At 54.5% G+C, this 21980-nt stretch carries 17 protein-coding genes; 14 read left to right on the forward strand and 3 right to left on the reverse strand.

Annotated features, from left to right (window positions below; all coding sequences use genetic code 11):
• Positions 1-359: 359 nt before the first annotated feature.
• Positions 360-1712 (reverse strand): molecular chaperone, encoded by a 1353-nt coding sequence (gene yegD, locus ACOTX3_RS20235; RefSeq protein ID WP_058678674.1) that lies wholly within the window; start codon positions 1710-1712, stop codon positions 360-362.
• Between the two features lie 130 nt (positions 1713-1842).
• On the opposite strand from yegD, the gene alkA reads away from it, so the two are divergent.
• Positions 1843-2715 (forward strand): DNA-3-methyladenine glycosylase 2, encoded by an 873-nt coding sequence (alkA, locus tag ACOTX3_RS20240; RefSeq protein ID WP_058678675.1) that lies wholly within the window; start codon positions 1843-1845, stop codon positions 2713-2715.
• Here the strand turns inward: alkA and ACOTX3_RS20245 are convergent.
• Complete coding sequence (locus tag ACOTX3_RS20245; protein ID WP_044159316.1) at positions 2680-6009, reverse strand: diguanylate cyclase; 3330 nt, start codon at positions 6007-6009, stop codon at positions 2680-2682. The two genes, alkA and ACOTX3_RS20245, sit on opposite strands and share 36 nt — an antisense overlap.
• Before the next feature lie 344 nt (positions 6010-6353).
• On the opposite strand from ACOTX3_RS20245, the gene udk reads away from it, so the two are divergent.
• From udk to asmA, 3 genes are all read left to right on the forward strand, one after another.
• Positions 6354-6995 carry a uridine kinase gene (gene udk, locus ACOTX3_RS20250; RefSeq protein WP_008500855.1) on the forward strand — a complete coding sequence of 214 codons (642 nt, stop codon included), beginning with the start codon at positions 6354-6356 and terminating at the stop codon, positions 6993-6995.
• Positions 6996-7083: 88 nt separating this feature from the next.
• A complete protein-coding gene (gene dcd, locus ACOTX3_RS20255; protein WP_013097886.1) occupies positions 7084-7665 on the forward strand; it encodes a dCTP deaminase in 582 nt (193 codons plus the stop codon).
• A gap of 22 nt (positions 7666-7687) precedes the next feature.
• Positions 7688-9538, forward strand: a complete 1851-nt coding sequence (asmA, locus tag ACOTX3_RS20260) for an outer membrane assembly protein AsmA (RefSeq protein ID WP_127869215.1) — start codon at positions 7688-7690, stop codon at positions 9536-9538.
• An 88-nt stretch (positions 9539-9626) separates the two neighbouring features.
• On the opposite strand, the gene ACOTX3_RS20265 is transcribed toward asmA, so the two are convergent.
• Positions 9627-11210 (reverse strand): TerC family protein, encoded by a 1584-nt coding sequence (locus ACOTX3_RS20265; protein ID WP_421631634.1) that lies wholly within the window; start codon positions 11208-11210, stop codon positions 9627-9629.
• Between the two features lie 691 nt (positions 11211-11901).
• Between ACOTX3_RS20265 and ACOTX3_RS20270 the strand changes: the two genes are divergently transcribed.
• The 10 genes from ACOTX3_RS20270 (at position 11902) to gmd (ending at position 21980) form a co-directional block, all read left to right on the forward strand.
• Positions 11902-13041 carry a polysaccharide export protein gene (locus ACOTX3_RS20270; RefSeq protein ID WP_014170829.1) on the forward strand — a complete coding sequence of 380 codons (1140 nt, stop codon included), beginning with the start codon at positions 11902-11904 and terminating at the stop codon, positions 13039-13041.
• A 6-nt stretch (positions 13042-13047) separates the two neighbouring features.
• The gene (gene wzb, locus ACOTX3_RS20275) at positions 13048-13491 is read left to right on the forward strand and encodes a low molecular weight protein-tyrosine-phosphatase Wzb (protein ID WP_020690185.1); all 444 of its coding nucleotides are present in this window, start codon (positions 13048-13050) and stop codon (positions 13489-13491) included.
• 2 nt (positions 13492-13493) lie between these two features.
• Entirely contained in the window at positions 13494-15656 is a 2163-nt protein-coding gene (wzc, locus tag ACOTX3_RS20280) for a tyrosine-protein kinase Wzc (RefSeq protein ID WP_047023873.1), read from the forward strand.
• A 108-nt stretch (positions 15657-15764) separates the two neighbouring features.
• The gene (gene wcaA / locus ACOTX3_RS20285; protein ID WP_047351629.1) at positions 15765-16607 is read left to right on the forward strand and encodes a colanic acid biosynthesis glycosyltransferase WcaA; all 843 of its coding nucleotides are present in this window, start codon (positions 15765-15767) and stop codon (positions 16605-16607) included.
• On the forward strand, positions 16607-17098 hold the full coding sequence (gene wcaB, locus ACOTX3_RS20290) for a colanic acid biosynthesis acetyltransferase WcaB (protein ID WP_013097879.1): 492 nt from the start codon (positions 16607-16609) through the stop codon (positions 17096-17098). The genes wcaA and wcaB overlap by 1 nt, the downstream gene beginning before the upstream one ends.
• Complete coding sequence (gene wcaC / locus ACOTX3_RS20295) at positions 17095-18312, forward strand: colanic acid biosynthesis glycosyltransferase WcaC (RefSeq protein ID WP_013097878.1); 1218 nt, start codon at positions 17095-17097, stop codon at positions 18310-18312. The genes wcaB and wcaC overlap by 4 nt, the downstream gene beginning before the upstream one ends.
• Positions 18287-19507, forward strand: a complete 1221-nt coding sequence (gene wcaD, locus ACOTX3_RS20300) for a colanic acid polymerase WcaD (protein WP_013097877.1) — start codon at positions 18287-18289, stop codon at positions 19505-19507. The genes wcaC and wcaD overlap by 26 nt, the downstream gene beginning before the upstream one ends.
• A gap of 16 nt (positions 19508-19523) precedes the next feature.
• The gene (gene wcaE, locus ACOTX3_RS20305) at positions 19524-20270 is read left to right on the forward strand and encodes a colanic acid biosynthesis glycosyltransferase WcaE (RefSeq protein ID WP_013097876.1); all 747 of its coding nucleotides are present in this window, start codon (positions 19524-19526) and stop codon (positions 20268-20270) included.
• A 15-nt stretch (positions 20271-20285) separates the two neighbouring features.
• Positions 20286-20834 (forward strand): colanic acid biosynthesis acetyltransferase WcaF, encoded by a 549-nt coding sequence (wcaF, locus tag ACOTX3_RS20310; RefSeq protein WP_013097875.1) that lies wholly within the window; start codon positions 20286-20288, stop codon positions 20832-20834.
• Between the two features lie 24 nt (positions 20835-20858).
• Positions 20859-21980, forward strand: coding sequence for a GDP-mannose 4,6-dehydratase (gmd, locus tag ACOTX3_RS20315; RefSeq protein ID WP_003863514.1), 1122 nt, complete (start codon positions 20859-20861; stop codon positions 21978-21980).

Raw genomic sequence — 21980 nt, forward strand, 5'->3', positions numbered from 1 at the left:
ATCAGACACCGTCTGAATTTGCAGCGGGCTGGAGAAAGGGTCATTCTGAGAATGAAGATTCCGACGTTACTAACTGAGTGTTGTATCTAATCGTGGGGGCAGGTCACGTGGAGTATGCCTGTCAACGCGAATGGCTTATCGCCCATAAGGTTGATTTCCTGCAGGGGTATTATTTCATGCCACCTATGGCACTGGCTGAATTTCATCGCTATATGCAGCAGTATGGCTCCGCAGCAATAGGGTCTGCATGGAGGAGAAAAAGACTAAATTCAGACCCAATGCAAGTGGAGCGTTGTCGCTCACTATAGATACCGATACTGAGGCCCCACGAGATGATCGAGGGGCCTCAGTTTGTGTATTTAACTAAACATCACCTGCGCCCAGCGCGCCAGCCCCGCCGTGACGGAGCCAAAGTCATCGCCGCCGGCAATTGGAATGCCCGGCAGTTGTTCTGCCAGCGCTTTCTTGATCAGCGGCGAACGGGCGCTACCGCCGGTCAGGTAAATCACGTCCGGCTTCTCTTTGCCGTTCTCCAGCGCCAGTTGCACCTGTTCCAGAATGTGCTGCAGCGGCTGGGCGAGCGCGGTTTCCAGTCCTTCCTGAGAAATGGCGGTTGCCAGATCTTCACTGATAAACGGCAAGGAAACCGCGTGCTCCGGGCGATCGGAGAGGGCGATTTTGCTCTCTTCGGCAGTACGCACCACGCGATAACTCAGACGCTGACGCCAGACTTTGTAGAGCAGGGCGACCTTGTCGGCCTCCCGGGCATCGCGCACCATATCGTTCAGGAAGCGGCCATTCGCGCTGCTGTAAAAATCGCTCTGCGCGGGGACGTCGTTGATGGCGATAGCGTTCCACCAGGGCAGGATCGGCAGGGCGATCCCTTTTTCCGTTTGCCCACCCATGCCCAGCAGTGGCATCAGACTCTTAAAGGCGAGCGCGATATCCAGATCGTTACCGCCCACGCGGCAGCCGCTGTGCCCCAGCAGGCTGTTTTCGCGGTCACGACGGTTATGCCACTGCGGCCCCATCAGCAGCAGTGAGCAGTCGGTTGTGCCCCCGCCGATGTCGACGACCAGCACGCGCTTCTCTTCTGTCAGCGTGGCTTCAAAATCCAGCCCCGCCGCCACCGGCTCATACTGGAATACCACGTCGCGAAAGCCCGCGCGGTGCGCGGCACGCTCAAGGATCCCCTGCGCCTGCAGGTTAGCCTCGTCGCCACCCAGCCCCTGGAAGTTGATCGGACGGCCAATGACCGCCTGATCGATCGCCTCCGGTACCTGGGTTTGCGCCTGATTGCGAATGTGCAGCATCATGGCGCAGACCAGATCTTCAAACATCGCCACCTGCTGCGGCTTCAGCCCGCTGGCGCCGAGAAACGATTTTGGCGATTTAACGAAGTAGACCTCTTCCGGGTCGTCAATGTAGTGTCCGAGCGACGAGAGGCCGAACTGGACGCTCGACGGTGTGACGTCGATATCTTCTTCGCGGTTAAAACTGACGGCCCGGCGCAGCAACGCTTGTGATTCCGCCGCCGTGGCCGGAACCTGATGGTGGCGGAACAGCCATTCGCTGACCGCTTCGCGGGTTGGTGCGCAGAGCATTGACGGCAGCAGCGTACTCTCGTTTTCCATTTTCAGGAGCAATGGTTGTCCGTTTTGCATAATCGCAACCGAACAGTTCGCCGTACCGTAGTCGAATCCAATAAACACGATTAATCCCCATGCCAGTGAGAAGGGGCGAGACTTTAGCGGAATGCCCGACCGGCGACAACAGGAATATGAAAGCAAGGCGAAACAAGGCCTTTCGGTTTATGCTGAGGTGAACAAAAAAGGAGTGACAATGTATACCCTGACCTGGCAACCCCCTTACGACTGGCAATGGATGTTTGGCTTTCTTGGCGCGCGTGCGGTGGAGGGGATCGAGACGGTTACCGAACGCTACTACGAGCGCAGTTTCACCTGCCAGCGACACCAGGGGATCTTTCGCGTCACCCCGGATCTGAACACCCATACGCTCAACGTCACGCTTAGCCCGGGGTTAATCCCGGTTGCGCAGACCTGTCTTGAACGCATCGCAGGTCTGTTCGATCTTGCCTGCGATCCGCAGCAAATTCAGCAGGCGCTGGGCGACCTTGGCGCTGCGCGACCAGGGTTGCGCTTACCGGGGGCGATGGATGCCTACGAGCAGGGCGTGCGGGCGATCCTGGGGCAACTGGTCAGCGTGGCGATGGCGGCGAAGCTGGCCTCACGGGTGGTTGCCCTGTGCGGCGAACCGGTAAAAGATGCGCGGGGCTATCTGTGCTTTCCCACTCCTGAGGTGCTGGCTGCGGTGGATCCGCTGGCGCTGAAGGCCCTCGGCATGCCGGTCAAACGGGCGGAGTCGTTGATTCATCTGGCCCGCTCCGTGGTCGACGGCACGTTTCCGCTGTTCCCGCCTGCGGATATTGAGGCCGGGATGAAAGCCTTACAGCAGCGGCCGGGGATAGGGCGCTGGACGGCAAATTACCTTGCCCTGCGCGGCTGGCAGGCGAAAGATGTGTTCCTGCCGGATGACTACCTGATTAAGCAACGCTTTGCCGGCATGACGCCCGCGCAAATTCGCCGCTACGCCCAGCGCTGGCAGCCGTGGCGCTCTTACGCCCTGTTGCACATCTGGTACACCGACGGCTGGACGCCATCAGTTGATGGCGAAATAGCTGGTGTTCAGCAGTAGATCCAGCGGCTGCGGCTCACCGATGGTGTCACCGAAAATAAAATCAACGCCGATGCCGGAGAGCGTATCCATCATGATGGGTTGGTTACACGGACCGGCGATGGTACGCATCCCCAGACGCTGAGCATGGCCCTGAATAATGGTAACCATCATCTCATCCATCAGGTTGCCGTGCACATTGGTCACCACTTCGGCGTCCAGCATCAGATAATCAGCCACGTTGGCACCAAGGTGGCTAAAGAGCTCCATGTTGCGTCCCGCCTGGCTGAGCACCACGCGGCAGCCAACGTGGCGGAGCTTTTGTAGCCCCGTCTGGACGTTTGGATCCGGGTTTGCCACAACGTCGATCGCGATGACCAGATGCAGCAGACGGCCCGGTAAAGGTCCTTTATCCAGCAGGTCGAGCAATTCGTCGATCAGCGTGGCGCTGGCTAAACCCGCGGCGGACAGGGGAAGGGCGACCCCGAGGCCTTTTTTGGCAACCGGAGCGGCATACGCGCGGAAGAATTCGCTAAATATACGGCGGTCCAGCGCATGTAAAAGCTCAGGCTCCGCCAGGCCGGAACGGAAGGCGTGCTCTTCCAGCACTTCTCCCTGGCTGGTCCACAGGCGCAGCGAAATCAGCCAGAAGTTGCAGCTTTCCGGGATGCGCGGGGAGGCCACGCTGCGGGCGATCATCATCAGATGGTTGTCTTTGATCATATGCCACTGTTCATCAAGCGACATCATGCTGCGCGCGCTGTGGGCCCGCTCCTGCTGCGGCTCGTACACCGTCACCACGCCGCGACCGTTGTTTTTCGAGGCGTAGCAGGCAATGTCGGCCTGGGACATGACTTCCGAGGCCTGATGATTATTTTCATCAATCAGCGTGATCCCCGCGCTGGCGCCGATCCGGTGCAGGCGGCCCTCCCACATAAAGTGATAGTCGTTGATGGTATGGACCAGCCGACCCGCAATATAGCGGGCACTTTCAATATTGCAGTCCGGTAGCAGCAGCCCGAATTCATCCCCGCCCAGACGCGCCAGCACGTCGCTGGAGCGCAGCATGGTCAGCATCAAGGACGCAAGCTCCCGCAACAGGGCGTCGCCTGCCGCGTGGCCTGCGGTATCGTTGACGGCTTTGAAGCGATCAAGATCGATAAACACCAGCGCATGTCGCTGGCGCGTCTCCTGCACGGTTTGCAGCAGCCGCTTGAGGTGATTTTCGAAACTAACCCGGTTTGCCAGATGGGTGAGGGCATCGTGAGAAGCGCTATAACTGAGCTGACGCAACATTTTGCGCGATTCGGTGACGTCCTGAATAACCAGCACCGAGCCGATATTCTGCCCGTCCAGCGTGCTGAGTGGGGTGATGCTGTAATGGATATCAAAAACGCCGCCGGTACGGCAGTTCAGCACCACATCCTGCTCGATATCTGAACGGGACATATCGCCGCTGTGAATATTCTCCATCAGCGGCCCTTTTTCGCCGAAGGTGATATGCAGAACCTTCAGCACCGGCTGGCCGATGGCCTCGGTTTGCAACCAGCCGCTCATTTTCTCGGCGACCGGGTTCATAAAGGTGACATTCATGTCGACATCGGTACACAGCACTGCTTCGCCGATGGAGTCGAGGGTAATGTGCAAACGCTCTTTTTCCTGGAACAGGGCCTCATTGAGCTGCTTCACTTCGGTCATGTCCATATTGATACCGAGCAAGCGTTCGACTTCCCCCTGTTTGTTCAGGACCCGGTTCGCCAGGGAGCGAATATGGCGTACCCCCTCTTTCACGCGAATACGGAATTCAAGCTTAAACGGCAGCCGTGAAATGAGTGATTCCCGAAGCACTTTTTCAGCATGGGCGCGATCTTCAGGCAGCATCGTATCGTGCCAGAGCTGCCACGTAGGTTTGATGTGCGGCGGGATTTCATACAGCTCAAACATCCGCTTATCCCAGCTGATGATGTCCGGCTCCAGATCCCACTCCCAGATGCCAATGCCGCCCGCTTCATTGGCAAGGGTAATGCGCTCCATCAGCCGTTTATTGACCCATTCGGTCTGCTTCAGATCGTTAATATCTTCAATCTGGGCAATGAAATAGAGCGGTGAACCGTCGGCATGACGTACAACCGAGACCGCAAGCAGCGCCCAGACCACTTCGCCGCTGCGGGTGTAGTAGCGTTTCTCAAGGGTGTAGGTGTTGATATCCCCGTTGACCAGTTGTTCAAGCTGTTCGAGATCGGTGTGCAGATCTTCTGGCCAGGTTAGCTGCTGGAAGGTGAGCGACTGCAGCTCCGTCTGGCTGTAACCGAGAAAGTTACACAGCGCTTTATTGGCCTGCAGCCACTGGCCGTCAATGCTGACCAGCGCCATGCCAATGGCGGAATACTCCATCGCATTACGAAAACGCTCTTCACTTTCAGTGATGTGTTTTCGCTCTGCGCGAAAGGCATACATCACCATGGTCATGACGTTGGCTGGCAGAAGCAGCATCAGGAACGGCAGCCAGGGGGCATTCAGCATCGCGCCGGTGTGCTGCGTGGTCAATGCCTCCGGGTTATGGGCAATCATCAGCGAAACCACCATCACGGTGACCAGAAACACCATAAAGGCTTCCATGCGCGGCAGGCGCACAGCGCTCCACATCAGCAGAACAATGACGCAGGTAAAAGGCCACGGCAGCCAGACGATGGCCGCCCAGCTAAGGACCAGCGTCACGGCCATGGTTACCAGCGTTTCCAGCAGCAGCTTCGGGTCTCGATGGCGCAGGAGATAGTGCGGCTTAAACAGTAACCCTAATGGCACCAGAGCCAGTGCGCCAACCGCTTCAGACAAGACCCACACGAGGAAATTACGCAGCGGCTCCGGGCTGGGTATCAGTAAATGCACCAGCACACCGCCCACCAGCGGGGGGATCAGCGCGCTGCCGATGGCCAGGCGGATCCAGTCATTCAGATTCTGCAGCGGGTTGTACCAGGGGAGCAGTTTGCGCAGTAATAACGCACCAACTACCGCTTCCACTACGTTAATGGCGGTATAGGTCGGATTAATCGACGACCAGGAGAAGAGCATCCACGAGGCCAGAATATTGCCAAACGAACAGGCCAGGGCAATACCGGGCCACATTTTTCCGGCGTGGCGATAAAACGCCACCATCATAATGGCGGTGGGAAACCAGAGCGGAGCCAGCAGCGCGCCGAAGCGGGTCAACTCCAGCGAAAAAAGGGTAAAGATAAAGGTGACCAGGCCCAGACAGACAAGTCGCATAAGAGGATGTGGGGTGGTAACCAAAACCCGCTGGTGTTGTTTATTCATTACCGCTTTATCCAGAGACGCCATGCCGTCGGGAGTGAAGGTCCGGACGAGTGAATGTGCTAATTTGGTTTATGCTAGTACAAACAATTTACAATTCATATGGCGACTGCTCATAATTTGACATCATAGATTTATTAAATAGTTAGTGTTTAAAAAAATCCTGTTAAACGCTGAAAAAACGCGCGCAAAAATTTCACTCAGGGAACATGACGTCACTTTTCAGCCTGTCTCGCATAACCTGCGCTTTCGACTGGTATCACGCCCGTGAAATCCCTATAATTGCCGCGTTTGACGCTCCGGCGTCGTCCTTCCTTAACATCCAGGTTAATCAGGTCGCTAAATTTATGACTGATAAGTCTCATCAGTGCGTCATTATAGGCATTGCCGGCGCATCGGCTTCAGGTAAAAGTCTTATTGCCAGTACGCTTTACCGCGAACTGCGTGAACAAGTTGGTGATGAGCACATCGGCGTCATTCCCGAAGACAGCTATTACAAAGACCAATCCCATCTGTCGATGGAAGAGCGCGTAAAAACGAACTATGACCATCCTAATGCCATGGATCACAGCTTGCTGTTCCAGCATTTAGAAGCGCTCAAGAGCGGCCAGGCGATTGAACTGCCTGTTTATAGTTACGTGGAACATACCCGCACGCAGGAAACGATTCGCATTGAGCCAAAGAAGGTGATTATCCTTGAAGGCATCCTGCTTCTGACCGACGCGCGTCTGCGCGAGTCAATGAACTTCTCCATCTTTGTTGATACCCCGCTGGACATCTGCCTGATGCGCCGCATCAAGCGTGACGTGAACGAACGTGGCCGTTCAATGGACTCCGTCATGGCGCAGTACCAGAAAACCGTTCGCCCAATGTTCCTGCAATTTATTGAACCATCCAAACAATACGCCGATATTATCGTGCCGCGCGGAGGCAAAAACCGCATTGCCATTGATATCTTAAAAGCGAAAATCAGCCAGTTTTTTGAATAAGCCGCGCGAATTGTGTACCGTTCAGAGATAACCTGCTTTGCCCTGAGTCTTTATCCTCAGGGCACGATGCACGAAAGGAGAGAGTGCCATGCGTCTTTGTGATCGCGATATAGAAGCCTGGCTGGATGAAGGCCGCCTGTCTATTACCCCACGTCCACCCGTGGAGCGTATCAATGGTGTCACCGTTGATGTGCGACTGGGGAATAAATTCCGCACCTTCAGCGGCCATACCGCACCGTTCATCGACCTTAGCGGGCCGAAGGATGAAGTCAGCGCCGCGCTTGATCGCGTGATGAGTGACGAAATCGTTATCGACGAAGGCGAGGCCTTTTATCTGCATCCGGGCGAGTTGGCGCTGGCGGTGACCTTTGAATCGGTGACGCTGCCCGCGGATCTGGTGGGCTGGCTCGATGGCCGTTCCTCTCTGGCGCGTCTGGGGTTGATGGTACACGTGACCGCGCACCGTATCGATCCAGGCTGGTCGGGCCGAATCGTGCTGGAGTTTTTCAACGCCGGTAAACTGCCGCTGGCGCTGCGCCCGGGCATGATGATTGGTGCGCTGAGCTTTGAACCGCTGACGGGTCCGGCCGATCGTCCTTACAACCGCCGTCAGGACGCAAAATACCGCGACCAGCAGGGTGCGGTTGCCAGCCGTATTGATAAAGACTGATCGTTAGTCCATTGAGGATGCCATGAGAAGAGTTCTGACAACGCTGATGATTTTGCTGGTGGTGCTGGTTGCTGGCCTTTCAGCGTTGGTTCTGCTGGTTAACCCGAATGATTTCCGCGCCTATATGGTGCGGCAGGTCGAAGCCCGCAGTGGTTATCAACTGAAGCTGGATGGGCCGCTGCGCTGGCACGTCTGGCCCCAGCTCAGCATTCTCTCTGGCCGCATGTCGTTAACCGCGCCGGGGGCTGCTCAGCCCCTGGTGTCTGCCGATAACATGCGCCTTGATGTGGCGTTAGTTCCGCTCTTTTCGCACCTGTTGCAGGTCAACCAGGTGATGTTAAAAGGCGCGGTGATTCAGCTGACGCAACAAACTGAAGCCGTGCGTAACGCGGATGCGCCGGTTGCGCCGCGGGAAAATACCTTACCTGATGAACCGTCAGATACGGGCTGGTCATTCGATATTGGCAAACTGAAGGTGGCCGATAGCGTGCTGGTTTTCCAGCATGAAGACGATGAGCAGGTCACCGTACGGAATATCAACCTCAAAATGGAGCAGGATGAGCACCATCTTGCTTCGCTGGAGTTTAGCGGACGGGTCAACCGCGATCAGCGCGATCTCACTTTGTCTCTGAATGCCAGCGTCAATGCGTCGGATTATCCGCACCAGCTTACCGCCGACATTCAGCAGCTGAACTGGCAACTGACAGGAGCCGATCTCCCTGCCCAGGGGATTGCCGGTCAGGGAACGATGCAGGCCGTCTGGCGTGAAGAGTTAAAACAGCTTGAGATGAATAATCTCAACCTGCAGGCGAACGACAGCAGCCTGAAAGGGCAGGCGAGCGTCATTCTGGAGGCGAAGCCGAAATGGGTGCTCAATCTGCAGTTTGACAAGCTCAACCTGGAAAACCTGCTTCCTCCGCCTCCGGCGAGCGCTACGGACAACGATCCCGCGCAGCTCGGGCAAAACCAGGGGAAACAGACGCGTCCGGTTATCTCGTCTAATCTCGATCAGCCGGACTATAACGGTCTGCGGGGCTTCACGGCGGACATTCTGCTGAAGGCCAACAGCCTGCGCTGGCGCGGTATCGATTTCACCGACGTGAGCAGCCAGATGTTCAACCAGAACGGTTTGCTGGTGATCTCCGAACTGAGCGGCAAAATGGGCGCCGGGCACCTTTCCCTGCCGGGCACGCTGGATGTGCGTAAAGAGGCCTCGACTGCGGAATTTCAGCCGCGTCTCGACAACGTTGAGATTGGCACCATCCTGAAAGCCTTTGACTACCCCATCTCCATGACGGGTCAACTGACGCTGGCGGGGGATTTCTCGGGCACGAAGATCGATGCTGATGCTTTCCGCCGCGACTGGCAGGGGCAGGCTCACCTTGAACTGAAAGATGCCCGCATGGAAGGGCTCAACTTCCAGCAGCTGGTACAGCAGGCGGTGGAGCGTAGCAGCGATGTTAAAGCGCAGGAAAATTACGACAGCGCCACGCGTCTCGACAGCTTTAGCAGTGACCTGACGCTCGACAATGGGCAGCTCTCTCTGAACGGCATGCAGGGGACCTCCTCACTGTTGTCATTAACCGGCGAGGGCAAGCTGGATCTGGTAAAAGAGACGGCAGATACCCACTTCAACGTTCAGGTGCTGTCCGGCTGGCAGGGTGAAGGTAAGCTGATCGACTTCCTGAAAGAGACGCCGGTACCGCTGAGCGTATATGGCCAATGGCAGTCGCTGAACTACAGCCTGCAGGTGGATCAGATCCTGCGCAAGCATCTGCAGGATGAAGCCAAACGTCGGTTGAACGACTGGGCGGATCGCAATAAAGATACCCAAAACGGGAAGGATGTGAAGAAGCTGCTCGATAAGCTGTGATGCCTGTTGTGCCGGGTGGCGCTTCGCTTACCCGGCCTACAAAAGCCGGGCACAGTAGGCCGGGTAAGCGAAGCGCCACCCGGCTTTTTTACACCTCAAAATCCATCTCGTCTTCGTCGCGCAGCGGTATCAGCTGCACCTTCTGCACTCGATGGTTTTCAATCTGCAGCGTCTTGAGCATATAGTCGCCTACCTGAACTTCTTCACCCGGCTGGGGAATGCGCTGCAGATACTCCATCAGCAGACCTGCAATGGTGTGATACCCGCGCTTTTCATCCAGCGGCAGGGGAACATACTGGACCAGGTCTTCAAGCGGCATATGGCCGTTGGCCGTCCATGAACCGTCCGCGTTTTTCTGAATGTCGTGGCGCGCATCGATTTCATCCACTTCGTTTGGCAAATTACCGGCGATGGTTTCCATCACGTCGCTGAGCGTGACCAGCCCCTCAACCGAACCAAACTCATCCACCACAAAGGCAAAGTGCGTACGCGCGTTACGGAATTGCTCAAGGGCAGAGAGCAGCTGCAGCCCCTCCGGGAACACCAGCGGCTGGCGCACCAGGGCGCGCAAATTGAGTGCCTCACCGTGCAACTGCTGTTGCAGCAGGTCAATGACGTGCACCACGCCCAGCAGCTCCTCTTCTTCGTCACCCCCCGTCACGACCACCCGGGTATGCTGGTTTCTGTCCAGCAGGGCGCGGATCTGCTCTTCCGGGGCGGTGAGGTCGATATGTTCGATGTCATGGCGCGACGTCATGATGCTGCTGACCGTGCGCTGGTTAAGATTGAGCACCCGCTCAATCATCAGTCGTTCCTGCGGGTTGAAGATCTGCCCGTCACTGTGATCGGCCAGCATCGCGGAAGATTCAGCATCCAGCTCCGCATCTTCTTTCTTCCCGCTGAGCAGGCGCATCACCGTGTCGGCGGTGCGTTGACGTAATGTCTGATTTGCCGAGAGGAAGCGGCGGCGGTTGAAAATCGCCAGCTGGTTAAGCGCCTCAATCATGACGGAGAAACCAATGGCGGCGTAGAGATAGCCTTTCGGAATGTGGAACCCAAAGCCGTCGGCCACCAGGCTAAAGCCAATCATTAACAGGAAACTCAGGCAGAGAATGACAATGGTCGGGTGGCTGTTCACAAACCGGGTCAGCGCTTTACTCGCCATCACCATCAGCGTAATGGCAATGATCACCGCAGCCATCATCACCGCCAGATGGTCGACCATCCCGACGGCGGTAATGACGGAATCCAGGGAGAAGACCGCATCGAGCACCACAATTTGCGCCACCACCGGCCAGAATTTAGCCCCACGCCGCTGGGTGGGGTTTTCGCTGTCTTTGCCTTCGAGCCGCTCGTTCAGTTCTACCGTGGCTTTAAACAGCAGGAACAACCCGCCGAAGAGCATGATCAAATCACGCGCGCTAAAGCTCAGGCCGTGAACGGAGAAAAGGGGCTTTGTCAGGGTCACCAGCCAGGAGATTGAGGCCAGCAGCAGCAGTCGCATCACCATCGCCAGCAGCAGGCCCGTTACGCGCGCACGGTCGCGCTGCGCCGGGGGGAGTTTTTCGGCGAGGATGGCGATAAAGACCAGGTTATCAATACCGAGCACTAATTCGATGACGACCAGCGTAACCAGCCCGGCCCAGATTGATGGATCGGCAATCCATTCCATAGTAATCGCAATACCTTCTGTTATATGAGCAATGTCACACTTCGATCATGGATAAAGCCAGGGGAAATTGCAATGCCGGGCTGAGATTTCTCTTAATACGATCCGGCAAAAAGGAAGAACAATGCGGAATCTGTAAATAAGCTAAATACGTAGATTTAATTACGGCGAACGCATTTTAGGATATATCGCAATAAATGGTTTTTATTTTAATTTTGTCAATATAAAGAAAATCCTAAAACGTCAAAACTTTGCTCTTAATATTAATCTTAAAAACCGTTATTAGGACAGTTGTCTCCTTGCCTGCTATTAGGTTAGCTGCAACAATTCTCCCAGCATCAAATGTTAAATCTCCTTGTTGCTATTATTGTTCCGGTCTTCAGTGATGGTTATTCATTATCTGCCGTGTATCGCAAGCGGCTGATATATTTCCAGAAGGCCTTATCAAAGAGGGTGTCTATCCATAACGCATTGTTTAGTCAGTGGATTGGTAACTGAAAGCCAAGGGCGGTAGCGTGCCTGAAAGCGTGTGAATCAGCCTCGATTATTCTGTCAATAGCCAATGGATGAATAAGCTTTTTTTAGGACTGATGCCAGTTATATTTCTATTTGAACAACTGCATGCTGAAAGCCAAATCGACCCGGCTTATTTAATTGCACAGGATAATTACTCTGCCAAAGTGATAAATAATCAATGATGAAATCCAAAATGAAATTGATGCCATTATTGGTGTCTGTGACCTTGATGAGTGGTTGTACAGTCTTTCCCGGCAGCAATATGTCAACAATGGGTAAGGATGTGATCAAACAACAGGATGCTGATTTTGATCTCGACAAAATGGTGAATGTTTATCCACTGACACCACGTCTGGTCGAACAATTACGTCCACGTCCAAATGTTGCGCAGCCGAATATGTCTCTGGACCAGGAAATTGCCTCCTACCAGTACCGCGTAGGTCCGGGTGACGTGATTAATGTTACCGTGTGGGACCATCCGGAATTGACCACGCCAGCGGGCCAATACCGCAGCTCAAGCGACACCGGTAACTGGGTGCAGTCTGATGGCACCATGTTCTATCCCTATATCGGCAAAGTACACGTTGCCGGGAAAACCCTTGCCGAAATCCGTAGTGATATTACCGGCCGCTTAGCGCAGTACATCGCCGATCCGCAGGTGGACGTTAATATCGCCGCATTCCGTTCGCAAAAAGCCTATATCTCCGGACAGGTGAACAAATCTGGCCAGCAGGCCATCACCAACGTGCCGCTGACCGTGCTGGACGCCATTAACGCCGCGGGCGGCTTAACCGACGGTGCCGACTGGCGCAACGTCGTTCTGACCCACAACGGCAAAGAACAACGCATTTCTCTGCAGGCGCTGATGCAAAACGGCGACCTGACGCAGAACCGTCTGCTCTATCCGGGCGACATTCTGTATGTACCGCGTAATGACGATCTGAAAGTCTTCGTGATGGGTGAAGTGAAGAAACAGAGCACCCTCAAAATGGACTTCAGCGGCATGACCCTGACCGAAGCCCTGGGTAATGCAGAGGGTATCGATCTCACCACCTCTAATGCCACCGGTATCTTCGTGATCCGTCCGCTGAAAGGCGAGGGCAGTGCGAAAGGCAAGATTGCCAATATTTACCAGCTGGATATGTCCGATGCGACTTCTCTGGTAATGGCAACGGAGTTCCGCCTCCAGCCTTATGACGTGGTGTATGTCACCACCGCACCGGTTGCCCGCTGGAACCGTCTGATCAACCAGTTGCTGCCAACCATCAGTGGCGTTCGCTACATGACGGATACGGCGCGCGACATTCATACCTGGTAATCCGCGATGTTTAATAAAATTCTGGTGGTATGCGTGGGGAACATTTGCCGTTCCCCAACGGCTGAGCGGTTGCTGAAACACTACCAGCCCGAGCTCACCGTCGATTCTGCAGGGCTGGGCGCGCTGGTCGGTAAAGGTGCCGATGAAAGCGCCGCGAGCGTGGCCCGCGATCACAACCTTTCTCTTGACGGGCACTGCGCCCGCCAGGTCACCGGCCGCATGTGCCGGGAGTATGACCTGATCCTGACGATGGAAAAACGCCATATTCACTCGCTATGCGAAATCGCACCGGAGATGCGCGGCAAAGTGATGCTGTTTGGTCACTGGGAAAACGAACGCGAAATCCCCGATCCCTATCGCAAAAGCCGTGAGGCCTTTGAGGCGGTGTATACCTTACTTGACCAGTCTGCCCGTCAGTGGGCGCAGGCACTGAAAGCTCAGCAGGGATAACAATGACAGAAAAAACAAAACCTTCTGCCGCCCCGATTTCGGGCAGTGATGAAATCGATATTGGTCGCCTGGTCGGCACCGTCATAGAGGCGAAGTGGTGGGTACTTGGGATCACCGCCGTGTTTGCCGCCGCGGCGATCGTCTATACGCTGTTTGCGACACCCATCTATAGCGCCGATGCGCTGGTGCAGATTGAGCAGAACACCGGCAACTCGCTGGTGCAGGATATTGGCTCTGCCCTGGCGAACAAACCGCCTGCCTCCGAGGCCGAAATTCAGCTGATCCAGTCGCGTCTGGTGCTGGGTAAAACGGTTCACGATCTGGGGCTTGATATCTCCGTCACCAAAAATACCTTCCCGATATTTGGTGCCGGCTGGGATCGCCTGACCGGGCACAGCAACGACACGGTAAAAGTTACCGACTTTGTGCTGCCGAAAGGGAGCGCGGATCAAACCTTTACCCTGACAGTGCTAGGGCCGAAGCAGTATCAGCTGACCAGCGACGCAGGCTTCAGCGCGCGCGGTGAAGTGGGACAAATGCTGACAAAAGATGGCGTCAGCATGAAGGTGAGCGCTATTCAGGCGCAGGAAGGCAGCGAGTTTACCGTCACCAAATTCTCCACCCTGGGGATGATCAACAATCTGCAAAATAACCTGACGGTCACCGAAAATGGCAAGGACACGGGTGTCCTGAGCATGACCTTTACCGGTGAAGATAAGGATCAAATCCGCGAAATTCTCAACAGCATTACCCGCAACTACCTTGAGCAGAACGTCGAACGCAAGTCGGCTGAAGCGGCGAAAAGCCTGGCCTTCCTCGCCAAACAGCTCCCGGAAGTACGCGCACGTCTGGATGACGCAGAGAACAAACTGAACGCGTTTCGTCAGGATAAAGACTCCGTCGATCTGCCGCTGGAAGCGAAATCGGTGCTCGATTCGATGGTCAATATTGATGCGCAACTCAACGAGTTGACCTTCAAAGAGGCGGAAATTTCTAAGCTCTACACCAAACGTCACCCGGCCTATCGCACGCTGCTGGAAAAACGTCGCACCCTCGAAGAGGAGAAAGCGAAGCTTAATGACCGCGTCACCGCGATGCCAAAAACGCAGCAGGAAATTGTGCGTCTGACCCGCGACGTGGAATCCGGCCAGCAGGTCTATATGCAGCTGCTGAACAAACAGCAGGAGCTGAAGATTACCGAAGCCAGCACCGTCGGCGACGTGCGTATTGTTGACCCGGCCATTACCCAGCCTGGCGTACTGAAGCCGAAGAAAGCGCTGATTATCCTCGGCAGCATTATCCTCGGCCTGATGCTCTCCATTGTTGGTGTGTTGCTGCGCTCGCTGTTCAACCGCGGTATCGAAAGCCCCCAGGTGCTGGAAGAAAACGGTATCAACGTTTACGCCAGTATCCCGCTCTCCGAATGGCAGAAATCGCATGATCGGGTCAAAAGCGTCAAAGGCGTCAAGCGTTACAAACAGAGCCAGCTGCTGGCAGTGGGTAACCCGACGGACCTGGCAATTGAAGCGGTGCGCAGCCTGCGTACCAGTCTCCACTTCGCCATGATGCAGGCCAAAAACAACGTACTGATGTTAACCGGTGTCAGCCCGTCGATAGGTAAGACCTTTGTCTGTGCCAACCTGGCGGCGGTGGTCAGCCAGACCAATAAACGGGTGCTGCTGATCGACTGCGATATGCGTAAGGGCTATACCCACGAGCTGCTGGGGACCAATAACGTCAACGGTCTGTCGGAAATCCTGCTTGGCAAGGGTGAGATTAGCCAGAGCGCAAAACCGACCAGCATCCCGAAATTTGACCTCATCCCACGTGGTCAAGTGCCGCCAAACCCATCCGAACTGTTGATGAGCGACCGCTTTGCCGAGCTGGTGGAGTGGGCGAGCAAAAACTATGACCTGGTGCTGATCGATACACCACCAATTCTGGCCGTGACCGATGCGGCCGTGGTCGGTCGCCTGGCGGGAACCACGCTGATGGTGGCGCGCTATGCGGTGAACACCCTGAAGGAAGTGGAAACCAGCCTGAGCCGCTTCGAGCAGAATGGCATTGAGGTGAAAGGGGTGATCCTGAACTCCATCTTCCGCCGTGCGACCGGGTACCAGGATTACGGGTATTACGAGTACGAATATAAGTCTGACAGCAAATAACAATCCCCCTCACCCTAACCCTCTCCCGAGGGGAGAGGGAACTGCCCGGTGCAGCTATTCTCCCTCTCCCTTTGGGAGAGAGGCGGGGTGAGGGATCAGGGGAAGACTATGACCACACAACGCCCTTTAGTTTCTATTTATATGCCGACATGGAATCGTCAGCAGCTGGCGATCCGTGCAATCAAATCGGTGCTGCGCCAGGATTACGATAACTGGGAGATGATCATTGTTGATGACTGTTCCTCTTCGTATGAGCAGCTGCAAAAGTTTGTCACTGACCTCAATGACCCGCGTGTCAGCTATACCCATAACGCGATCAACTCCGGGGCGTGTGCGGTGCGTAATCAGGCAATTATGCAGGCCAAAGGGCAGTATCTGACCGGCATCGACGACGATGACGAGTGGACACCAAACCGTCTGTCCATTTTCCTGTCGCACAAGGAACAACTGGTCACCCACGCTTTCCTGTATGCCAACGACTATGTCTGTCAGGGCGAGGTTTACTCGCAGCCTGCCAGCCTGCCGCTGTACCCGAAATCACCATACTCTCGCCGCCTGTTCTACAAGCGCAACATCATCGGCAATCAGGTGTTCACCTGGGCGTGGCGCTTTAAAGAGTGCCTGTTCGATACCGAACTGAAGGCCGCGCAGGATTACGACATCTTCCTGCGAATGGTGGTGGAGTATGGCGAGCCGTGGAAGGTGGAAGAGGCCACGCAGATCCTGCACATCAACCACGGGGAGATGCAAATCACCTCCTCACCAAAAAAATTCTCGGGTTACTTCCATTTCTACCGCAAGCACAAGGATAAGTTTGACCGTGCCAGCCGGAAGTACCAGCTCTTTACCCTCTATCAGATCCGCAATAAGCGGATGACCTGGCGTACCTTGCTGACGCTGTTTTCCGTGCGCAACGGCAAGCGACTGGCTGATGGACTGCGGGGGAAATAATGTTTCTGGAAGATTGCCGCGCTAACAGCTGGAGCCTGCGCCCGTGCTGCATGGTTCTGGCGTACCGCATCGCGCATTTCTGCTCGGTGTGGCGTAAGAAAAATGTTCTGAACAACCTCTGGGCGGCACCGGTTCTGGTGCTGTACCGGATTATCACCGAATGCATTTTTGGCTATGAAATTCAGGCTGCGGCCACCATCGGCCGCCGCTTTACCATTCACCACGGCTATGCGGTGGTCATCAATAAGTTCGTGGTCGCCGGGGATGATTTCACTATTCGTCATGCGGTCACCATCGGCAACCGGGGGCCGGAGAGCCTGGCCTGCCCGGTCATCGGCAACAACGTCGAGCTGGGGGCGAACGTGGTGATCATTGGCGACATTACCATTGGTAACAACGTCACGATTGGTGCAGGCAGCGTGGTGCTGGACAGCATTCCGGATAACGCGCTGGTAGTGGGCGAAAAAGCCCGCGTGAAGGTGATCAAATGAACATTCTGCAATTTAACGTCCGTCTCGCCGAGGGCGGGGCGGCTGGCGTGGCGCTGGATCTGCACCAGCGTGCGCTGCAAAAAGGGCTTCAGTCTCGTTTTATCTACGGCTATGGCAAAGGCGGTAAGAAAAGCGTCAGCCACGATAGCTATCCGCAGGTGCACAAGCAGACGCCACGTCTGACGTCTGTCGCCAACATTGCGCTGTTTCGTCTGTTTAACCGCGATCTGTTTGGCAACCTGAACAACCTCTATCGTACGGTCACGCGCACTTCCGGCCCGGTTGTGCTCCATTTTCACGTGCTGCACAGCTACTGGCTGAACCTGCAAGAGGTGGTGACGTTTTGCCAGAAGGTACAGGCTCACAAGCCGGATACCCGCTTCATCTGGACGCTGCACGACCACTGGAGCGTGACCGGACGCTGTGCGTTCACCGACGGCTGTGAAGGCTGGAAAAACGCCTGCCAGAAGTGCCCGACATTAACCAATTACCCGCCGGTGAAAGTGGATCGCGCTCACCAGCTGGTGGACGGAAAACGTCAGCAGTTCCGCGATATGCTGTCGCTCGGCTGCACGTTTATCTCCCCCAGCCAGCATGTGGCCGATGCTTTTAACAGTCTGTATGGGGCAGGGCGGTGTCAGATCATCAACAACGGGATCGACGTGGCGACGGAAGCGATTCTGGCCGAGTTGACCCCGGTTGCGGAAACCGCAGGCAAACCGAAAATTGCAATCGTCGCTCATGACCTGCGTTACGACGGCAAAACCAACCAGCAGCTGGTGCGCGATATGATGGCGCTGGGTGACAAAATCGAACTGCATACCTTCGGCAAATTCTCGCCGTTCGACGGCGCTAACGTGGTGAATCACGGGTTTGAAACGGATAAGCGCAAGCTGATGAGCGCCCTCAACGGGATGGATGCGCTGGTGTTCAGCTCGCGCGTCGATAACTACCCGCTGATCCTCTGCGAAGCGCTCTCGATTGGCGTGCCGGTGATCGCCACCCACAGCGATGCGGCGCGTGAAGTGCTGGAAAAATCGGGCGGGAAAACGTTCGCGGAACAGGAGGTGCTGCCGCTGGTGCAACTGCCGAAGCCGCAGATTGCGCAGGCCGTTTTTGGCACTGACCTGGAATCGTTCCGCAACCGCAGCCGCAAGGCCTACAGTGGACAACAGATGCTGGAGGAATATGTCTCGTTCTATCAGAGTCTGTAGTTATCTGCTGCTGCCGCTGATCTATCTGCTGGTCAACGTCAAAATTGCCCAGCTTGGCGAAAGCTTCCCGATAACCATTGTGACTTTCTTGCCTGCTCTGCTTCTGTTGTACGTCGATAAAATCAACCTCAAGAAGCTGATGATTGCCTTAGGGATGGGCTTTGGCCTGACGCTGTTTAACTACATCTTTGGCCAGTCGCTGGATCCCAGCAAGTACGTCACCTCTACCATGCTGTTTGTTTATATTGTCATTATTATTGGCATGGTGTGGAGTATTCGTTTTAAAACTATTTCTCCGCACAATTATCGGAAAATCCTCAGGCTCTTTTATATTGCCGTTGCGTTAATTGTTATGCTTGCTGCACTGGAAATGGCGCAAATTATTCTCACCGGTGGTAGCAGCCTGATGGAGATAATTTCGAAATATCTCATTTACAGTAACAGCTATGTACTGAACTTCATTAAGTTTGGCGGTAAGCGTACGACAGCCCTCTATTTTGAACCGGCGTTTTTCGCTCTGGCGTTAATCTCAATTTGGCTCAGCATCAAACAGTTTGGTATCAAAACCCCTAAGACCGATGCTATGATTCTTGCAGGAATCGTTCTGTCTGGTTCGTTCTCAGGGGTCATGACATTTATCCTGTTTTACCTCCTGGAGTGGGCATTCCAGTACCTGAACAAAGATGCGATTAAGAAAAAGCTGCCGCTGGCGATCATCTCCCTGACGGTATTTTTAGTAGGCGTGATATTTGCATTCCCGTATATCTCAGAGCGACTGGGAGATTTGGGAACGGAAGGCTCATCGTCCTATTATCGCATTATCGGGCCGCTGGTGATGGTGGGTTATTCCTTAACCCATATCGACGGTGTAGTAAGATTCGGCTCACTTTACGAATATGTTGCATCATTCGGAATCTTTAACGGTGCGGATGTCGGTAAAACCATAGACAATGGCCTGTATCTGTTAATTATTTATTTTTCGTGGTTCGCCGTACTGTTGACGCTCTGGTATCTGTTTAAAGTTTTCAAAATGATGATTAACGCGTTTGGGGATAACCAGAACTTTCGCGTGCAGCTTTATCTGTTTACGCCAGTGTCGCTGTTTTTTACGGGGTCAATATTTAGCCCGGAATATGCTTTCTTGATTGTCTGTCCGTTTATTCTGCGCAAGGCGCTTAATATTACGAACGTATGACGAAATGAGGTGATTTATGTTTCTTAGCGTCATTACTGTTGCCTTTCGTAATTACGAAGGGGTGGTAAAAACCTGGCGCTCGCTGCGCAACCTGGCGCGCGATCCGAGTCTCAGCTTTGAGTGGATCGTGGTCGATGGCGGCTCGAACGATGGCACGGCGGAGTTTCTGGAAAAACTCAACGGTGAGTTCAACTTACGCTTCGTAAGCGAGAAAGATAAAGGCATCTACGATGCGATGAACAAAGGCATTAACATGGCGCAAGGCCGTTATGCCATCTTCCTTAACTCGGGCGATGTGTTCCATGACGATGTGGCGCAATTTGCCCGTCAGCTGGCGCGCCAGAAAGACGACGCGATGTATATTGGCGATGCGCTGCTCGATTTTGGCGACGGGCATAAAATTTGCCGCAGCGCGAAACCCGGCTGGTATATCTATCACAGTTTACCGGCAAGCCATCAGGCCATTTTCTTCCCGGTAAAAGGTCTGAAAAAACAGCCTTACGATCTGCAGTATAAAGTGTCATCAGATTATGCCCTGGCCGCCAGTCTGTATAAATCAGGCTACCCGTTCCGTCGAATTAAAGGGCTGGTGTCTGAATTTTCAATGGGCGGTGTATCCACCTCGAATAATCTGGAATTGTGCCAGGATGCAAAAAACGTACAGCGTAAGATATTACGCGTGCCCGCATTCTGGGCGGAATTGTCTTATTTATTCCGCCTGCGCACCACGGGTAAAACGAAAACCTTATATAACAAAGCCTGAATATAAGGAAATGTAATGCAGGATCTTAACGGGTTCACCGTGCCGAAAGGTTTCCGGGGCGGGAACGGAATTAAAGTGCAGTTATGGTGGGCCGTTCAGGCCACCTTATTTGCCTGGTCACCGCAAATACTGTATCGCTGGCGTGCCTTTTTATTGCGTCTGTTTGGCGCAAAAATCGGAAAAAACGTAGTTATTCGTCCATCGGTAAAAATTACTTACCCCTGGAAATTAACGCTTGGCGATTACGCCTGGGTAGGGGATGACGCCGTGTTATATACCCTTGGCGATATCACGATTGGTGCAAACGCAGTGGTGTCACAGAAGTGTTATTTGTGTACCGGCAGCCACGATTTTATGAGTCAGCATTTTGATATTACCGCTTCGCCAATTGTGATTGGCGAAAAATGCTGGCTGGCAACAGATGTATTTGTTGCACCTGGTGTTTCTGTTGGCGATGGCACGGTAGTCGGTGCCCGCAGCAGCGTTTTTAAATCGCTACCGGCAAATAAAATTTGCCGTGGCAACCCCGCAGTGGTGATACGCGAACGCGTTGAAACTGATTAAATTCATAAGTAGAGGAATATAAACATGTCTAAAGTCGCTCTCATCACCGGCGTTACCGGGCAGGATGGTTCTTACCTGGCAGAGTTACTGCTGGAAAAAGGTTATGAAGTTCACGGTATTAAGCGTCGTGCTTCTTCTTTCAACACGGAACGTGTGGATCATATTTACCAGGATCCGCATGCGGCGAACCCGAAATTCCATCTGCACTACGGCGACCTGACCGATACCTCCAACCTGACCCGCATCCTGCAGGAAGTACAGCCGGATGAAGTTTACAACCTGGGCGCGATGAGCCACGTAGCGGTTTCTTTCGAATCCCCGGAATACACCGCTGACGTTGACGCCATGGGTACGCTGCGTCTGCTGGAAGCGATTCGTTTCCTCGGCCTTGAGAAGAAAACCCGTTTCTACCAGGCATCCACCTCTGAACTGTACGGTCTGGTGCAGGAAATCCCGCAGAAAGAGACCACCCCGTTCTACCCACGTTCTCCTTACGCGGTAGCCAAACTGTATGCCTACTGGATCACCGTAAACTACCGTGAATCTTACGGCATGTACGCCTGTAACGGCATTCTGTTTAACCACGAATCCCCACGTCGTGGCGAAACCTTTGTGACCCGTAAAATTACCCGCGCTATCGCCAACATCGCTCAGGGTCTGGAATCCTGCCTGCACCTCGGCAACATGGACTCCCTGCGTGACTGGGGCCATGCCAAAGACTACGTGAAGATGCAGTGGATGATGCTGCAGCAGGAGCAGCCAGAAGACTTCGTGATTGCGACCGGTGTGCAGTACTCCGTCCGTCAATTCGTGGAAATGGCTGCCGCACAGCTGGGTATCAAACTGCGCTTCGAAGGCACTGGCGTGGAAGAGAAGGGGATCGTTGTCTCTGTGACCGGCCATGACGCACCGGGCGTGAAACCAGGTGATGTGATTGTGCAGGTTGACCCGCGTTACTTCCGTCCTGCGGAAGTGGAAACCCTGCTGGGCGACCCAACCAAAGCGCACGAGAAACTGGGCTGGAAACCAGAAACCACTCTGCAGGAGATGGTCTCTGAGATGGTAGCCAAAGATCTTGAAGCAGCGAAAAAACACTCCCTGCTCAAATCTCATGGCTACGAGGTTGCCATCGCGCTGGAGTCCTGA

Source organism: Enterobacter cloacae complex sp. IR5384 (assembly GCF_049237265.1).
Lineage (GTDB): Bacteria > Pseudomonadota > Gammaproteobacteria > Enterobacterales > Enterobacteriaceae > Enterobacter > Enterobacter cloacae.

What these genes read in the sequence shown, in the direction of transcription:
- alkA (WP_058678675.1), top strand. Translation starts at nt 1,843, where the DNA reads ATGTATACCCTGACCTGGCAACCCCCTTACGACTGGCAATGGATGTTT.
- ACOTX3_RS20245 (WP_044159316.1), bottom strand. Translation starts at nt 6,009, where the DNA reads ATGAATAAACAACACCAGCGGGTTTTGGTTACCACCCCACATCCTCTT.
- udk (WP_008500855.1), top strand. Translation starts at nt 6,354, where the DNA reads ATGACTGATAAGTCTCATCAGTGCGTCATTATAGGCATTGCCGGCGCA.
- dcd (WP_013097886.1), top strand. Translation starts at nt 7,084, where the DNA reads ATGCGTCTTTGTGATCGCGATATAGAAGCCTGGCTGGATGAAGGCCGC.
- asmA (WP_127869215.1), top strand. Translation starts at nt 7,688, where the DNA reads ATGAGAAGAGTTCTGACAACGCTGATGATTTTGCTGGTGGTGCTGGTT.
- ACOTX3_RS20265 (WP_421631634.1), bottom strand. Translation starts at nt 11,210, where the DNA reads ATGGAATGGATTGCCGATCCATCAATCTGGGCCGGGCTGGTTACGCTG.
- ACOTX3_RS20270 (WP_014170829.1), top strand. Translation starts at nt 11,902, where the DNA reads ATGATGAAATCCAAAATGAAATTGATGCCATTATTGGTGTCTGTGACC.
- wzb (WP_020690185.1), top strand. Translation starts at nt 13,048, where the DNA reads ATGTTTAATAAAATTCTGGTGGTATGCGTGGGGAACATTTGCCGTTCC.
- wzc (WP_047023873.1), top strand. Translation starts at nt 13,494, where the DNA reads ATGACAGAAAAAACAAAACCTTCTGCCGCCCCGATTTCGGGCAGTGAT.
- wcaA (WP_047351629.1), top strand. Translation starts at nt 15,765, where the DNA reads ATGACCACACAACGCCCTTTAGTTTCTATTTATATGCCGACATGGAAT.
- wcaB (WP_013097879.1), top strand. Translation starts at nt 16,607, where the DNA reads ATGTTTCTGGAAGATTGCCGCGCTAACAGCTGGAGCCTGCGCCCGTGC.
- wcaC (WP_013097878.1), top strand. Translation starts at nt 17,095, where the DNA reads ATGAACATTCTGCAATTTAACGTCCGTCTCGCCGAGGGCGGGGCGGCT.
- wcaD (WP_013097877.1), top strand. Translation starts at nt 18,287, where the DNA reads ATGTCTCGTTCTATCAGAGTCTGTAGTTATCTGCTGCTGCCGCTGATC.
- wcaE (WP_013097876.1), top strand. Translation starts at nt 19,524, where the DNA reads ATGTTTCTTAGCGTCATTACTGTTGCCTTTCGTAATTACGAAGGGGTG.
- wcaF (WP_013097875.1), top strand. Translation starts at nt 20,286, where the DNA reads ATGCAGGATCTTAACGGGTTCACCGTGCCGAAAGGTTTCCGGGGCGGG.
- gmd (WP_003863514.1), top strand. Translation starts at nt 20,859, where the DNA reads ATGTCTAAAGTCGCTCTCATCACCGGCGTTACCGGGCAGGATGGTTCT.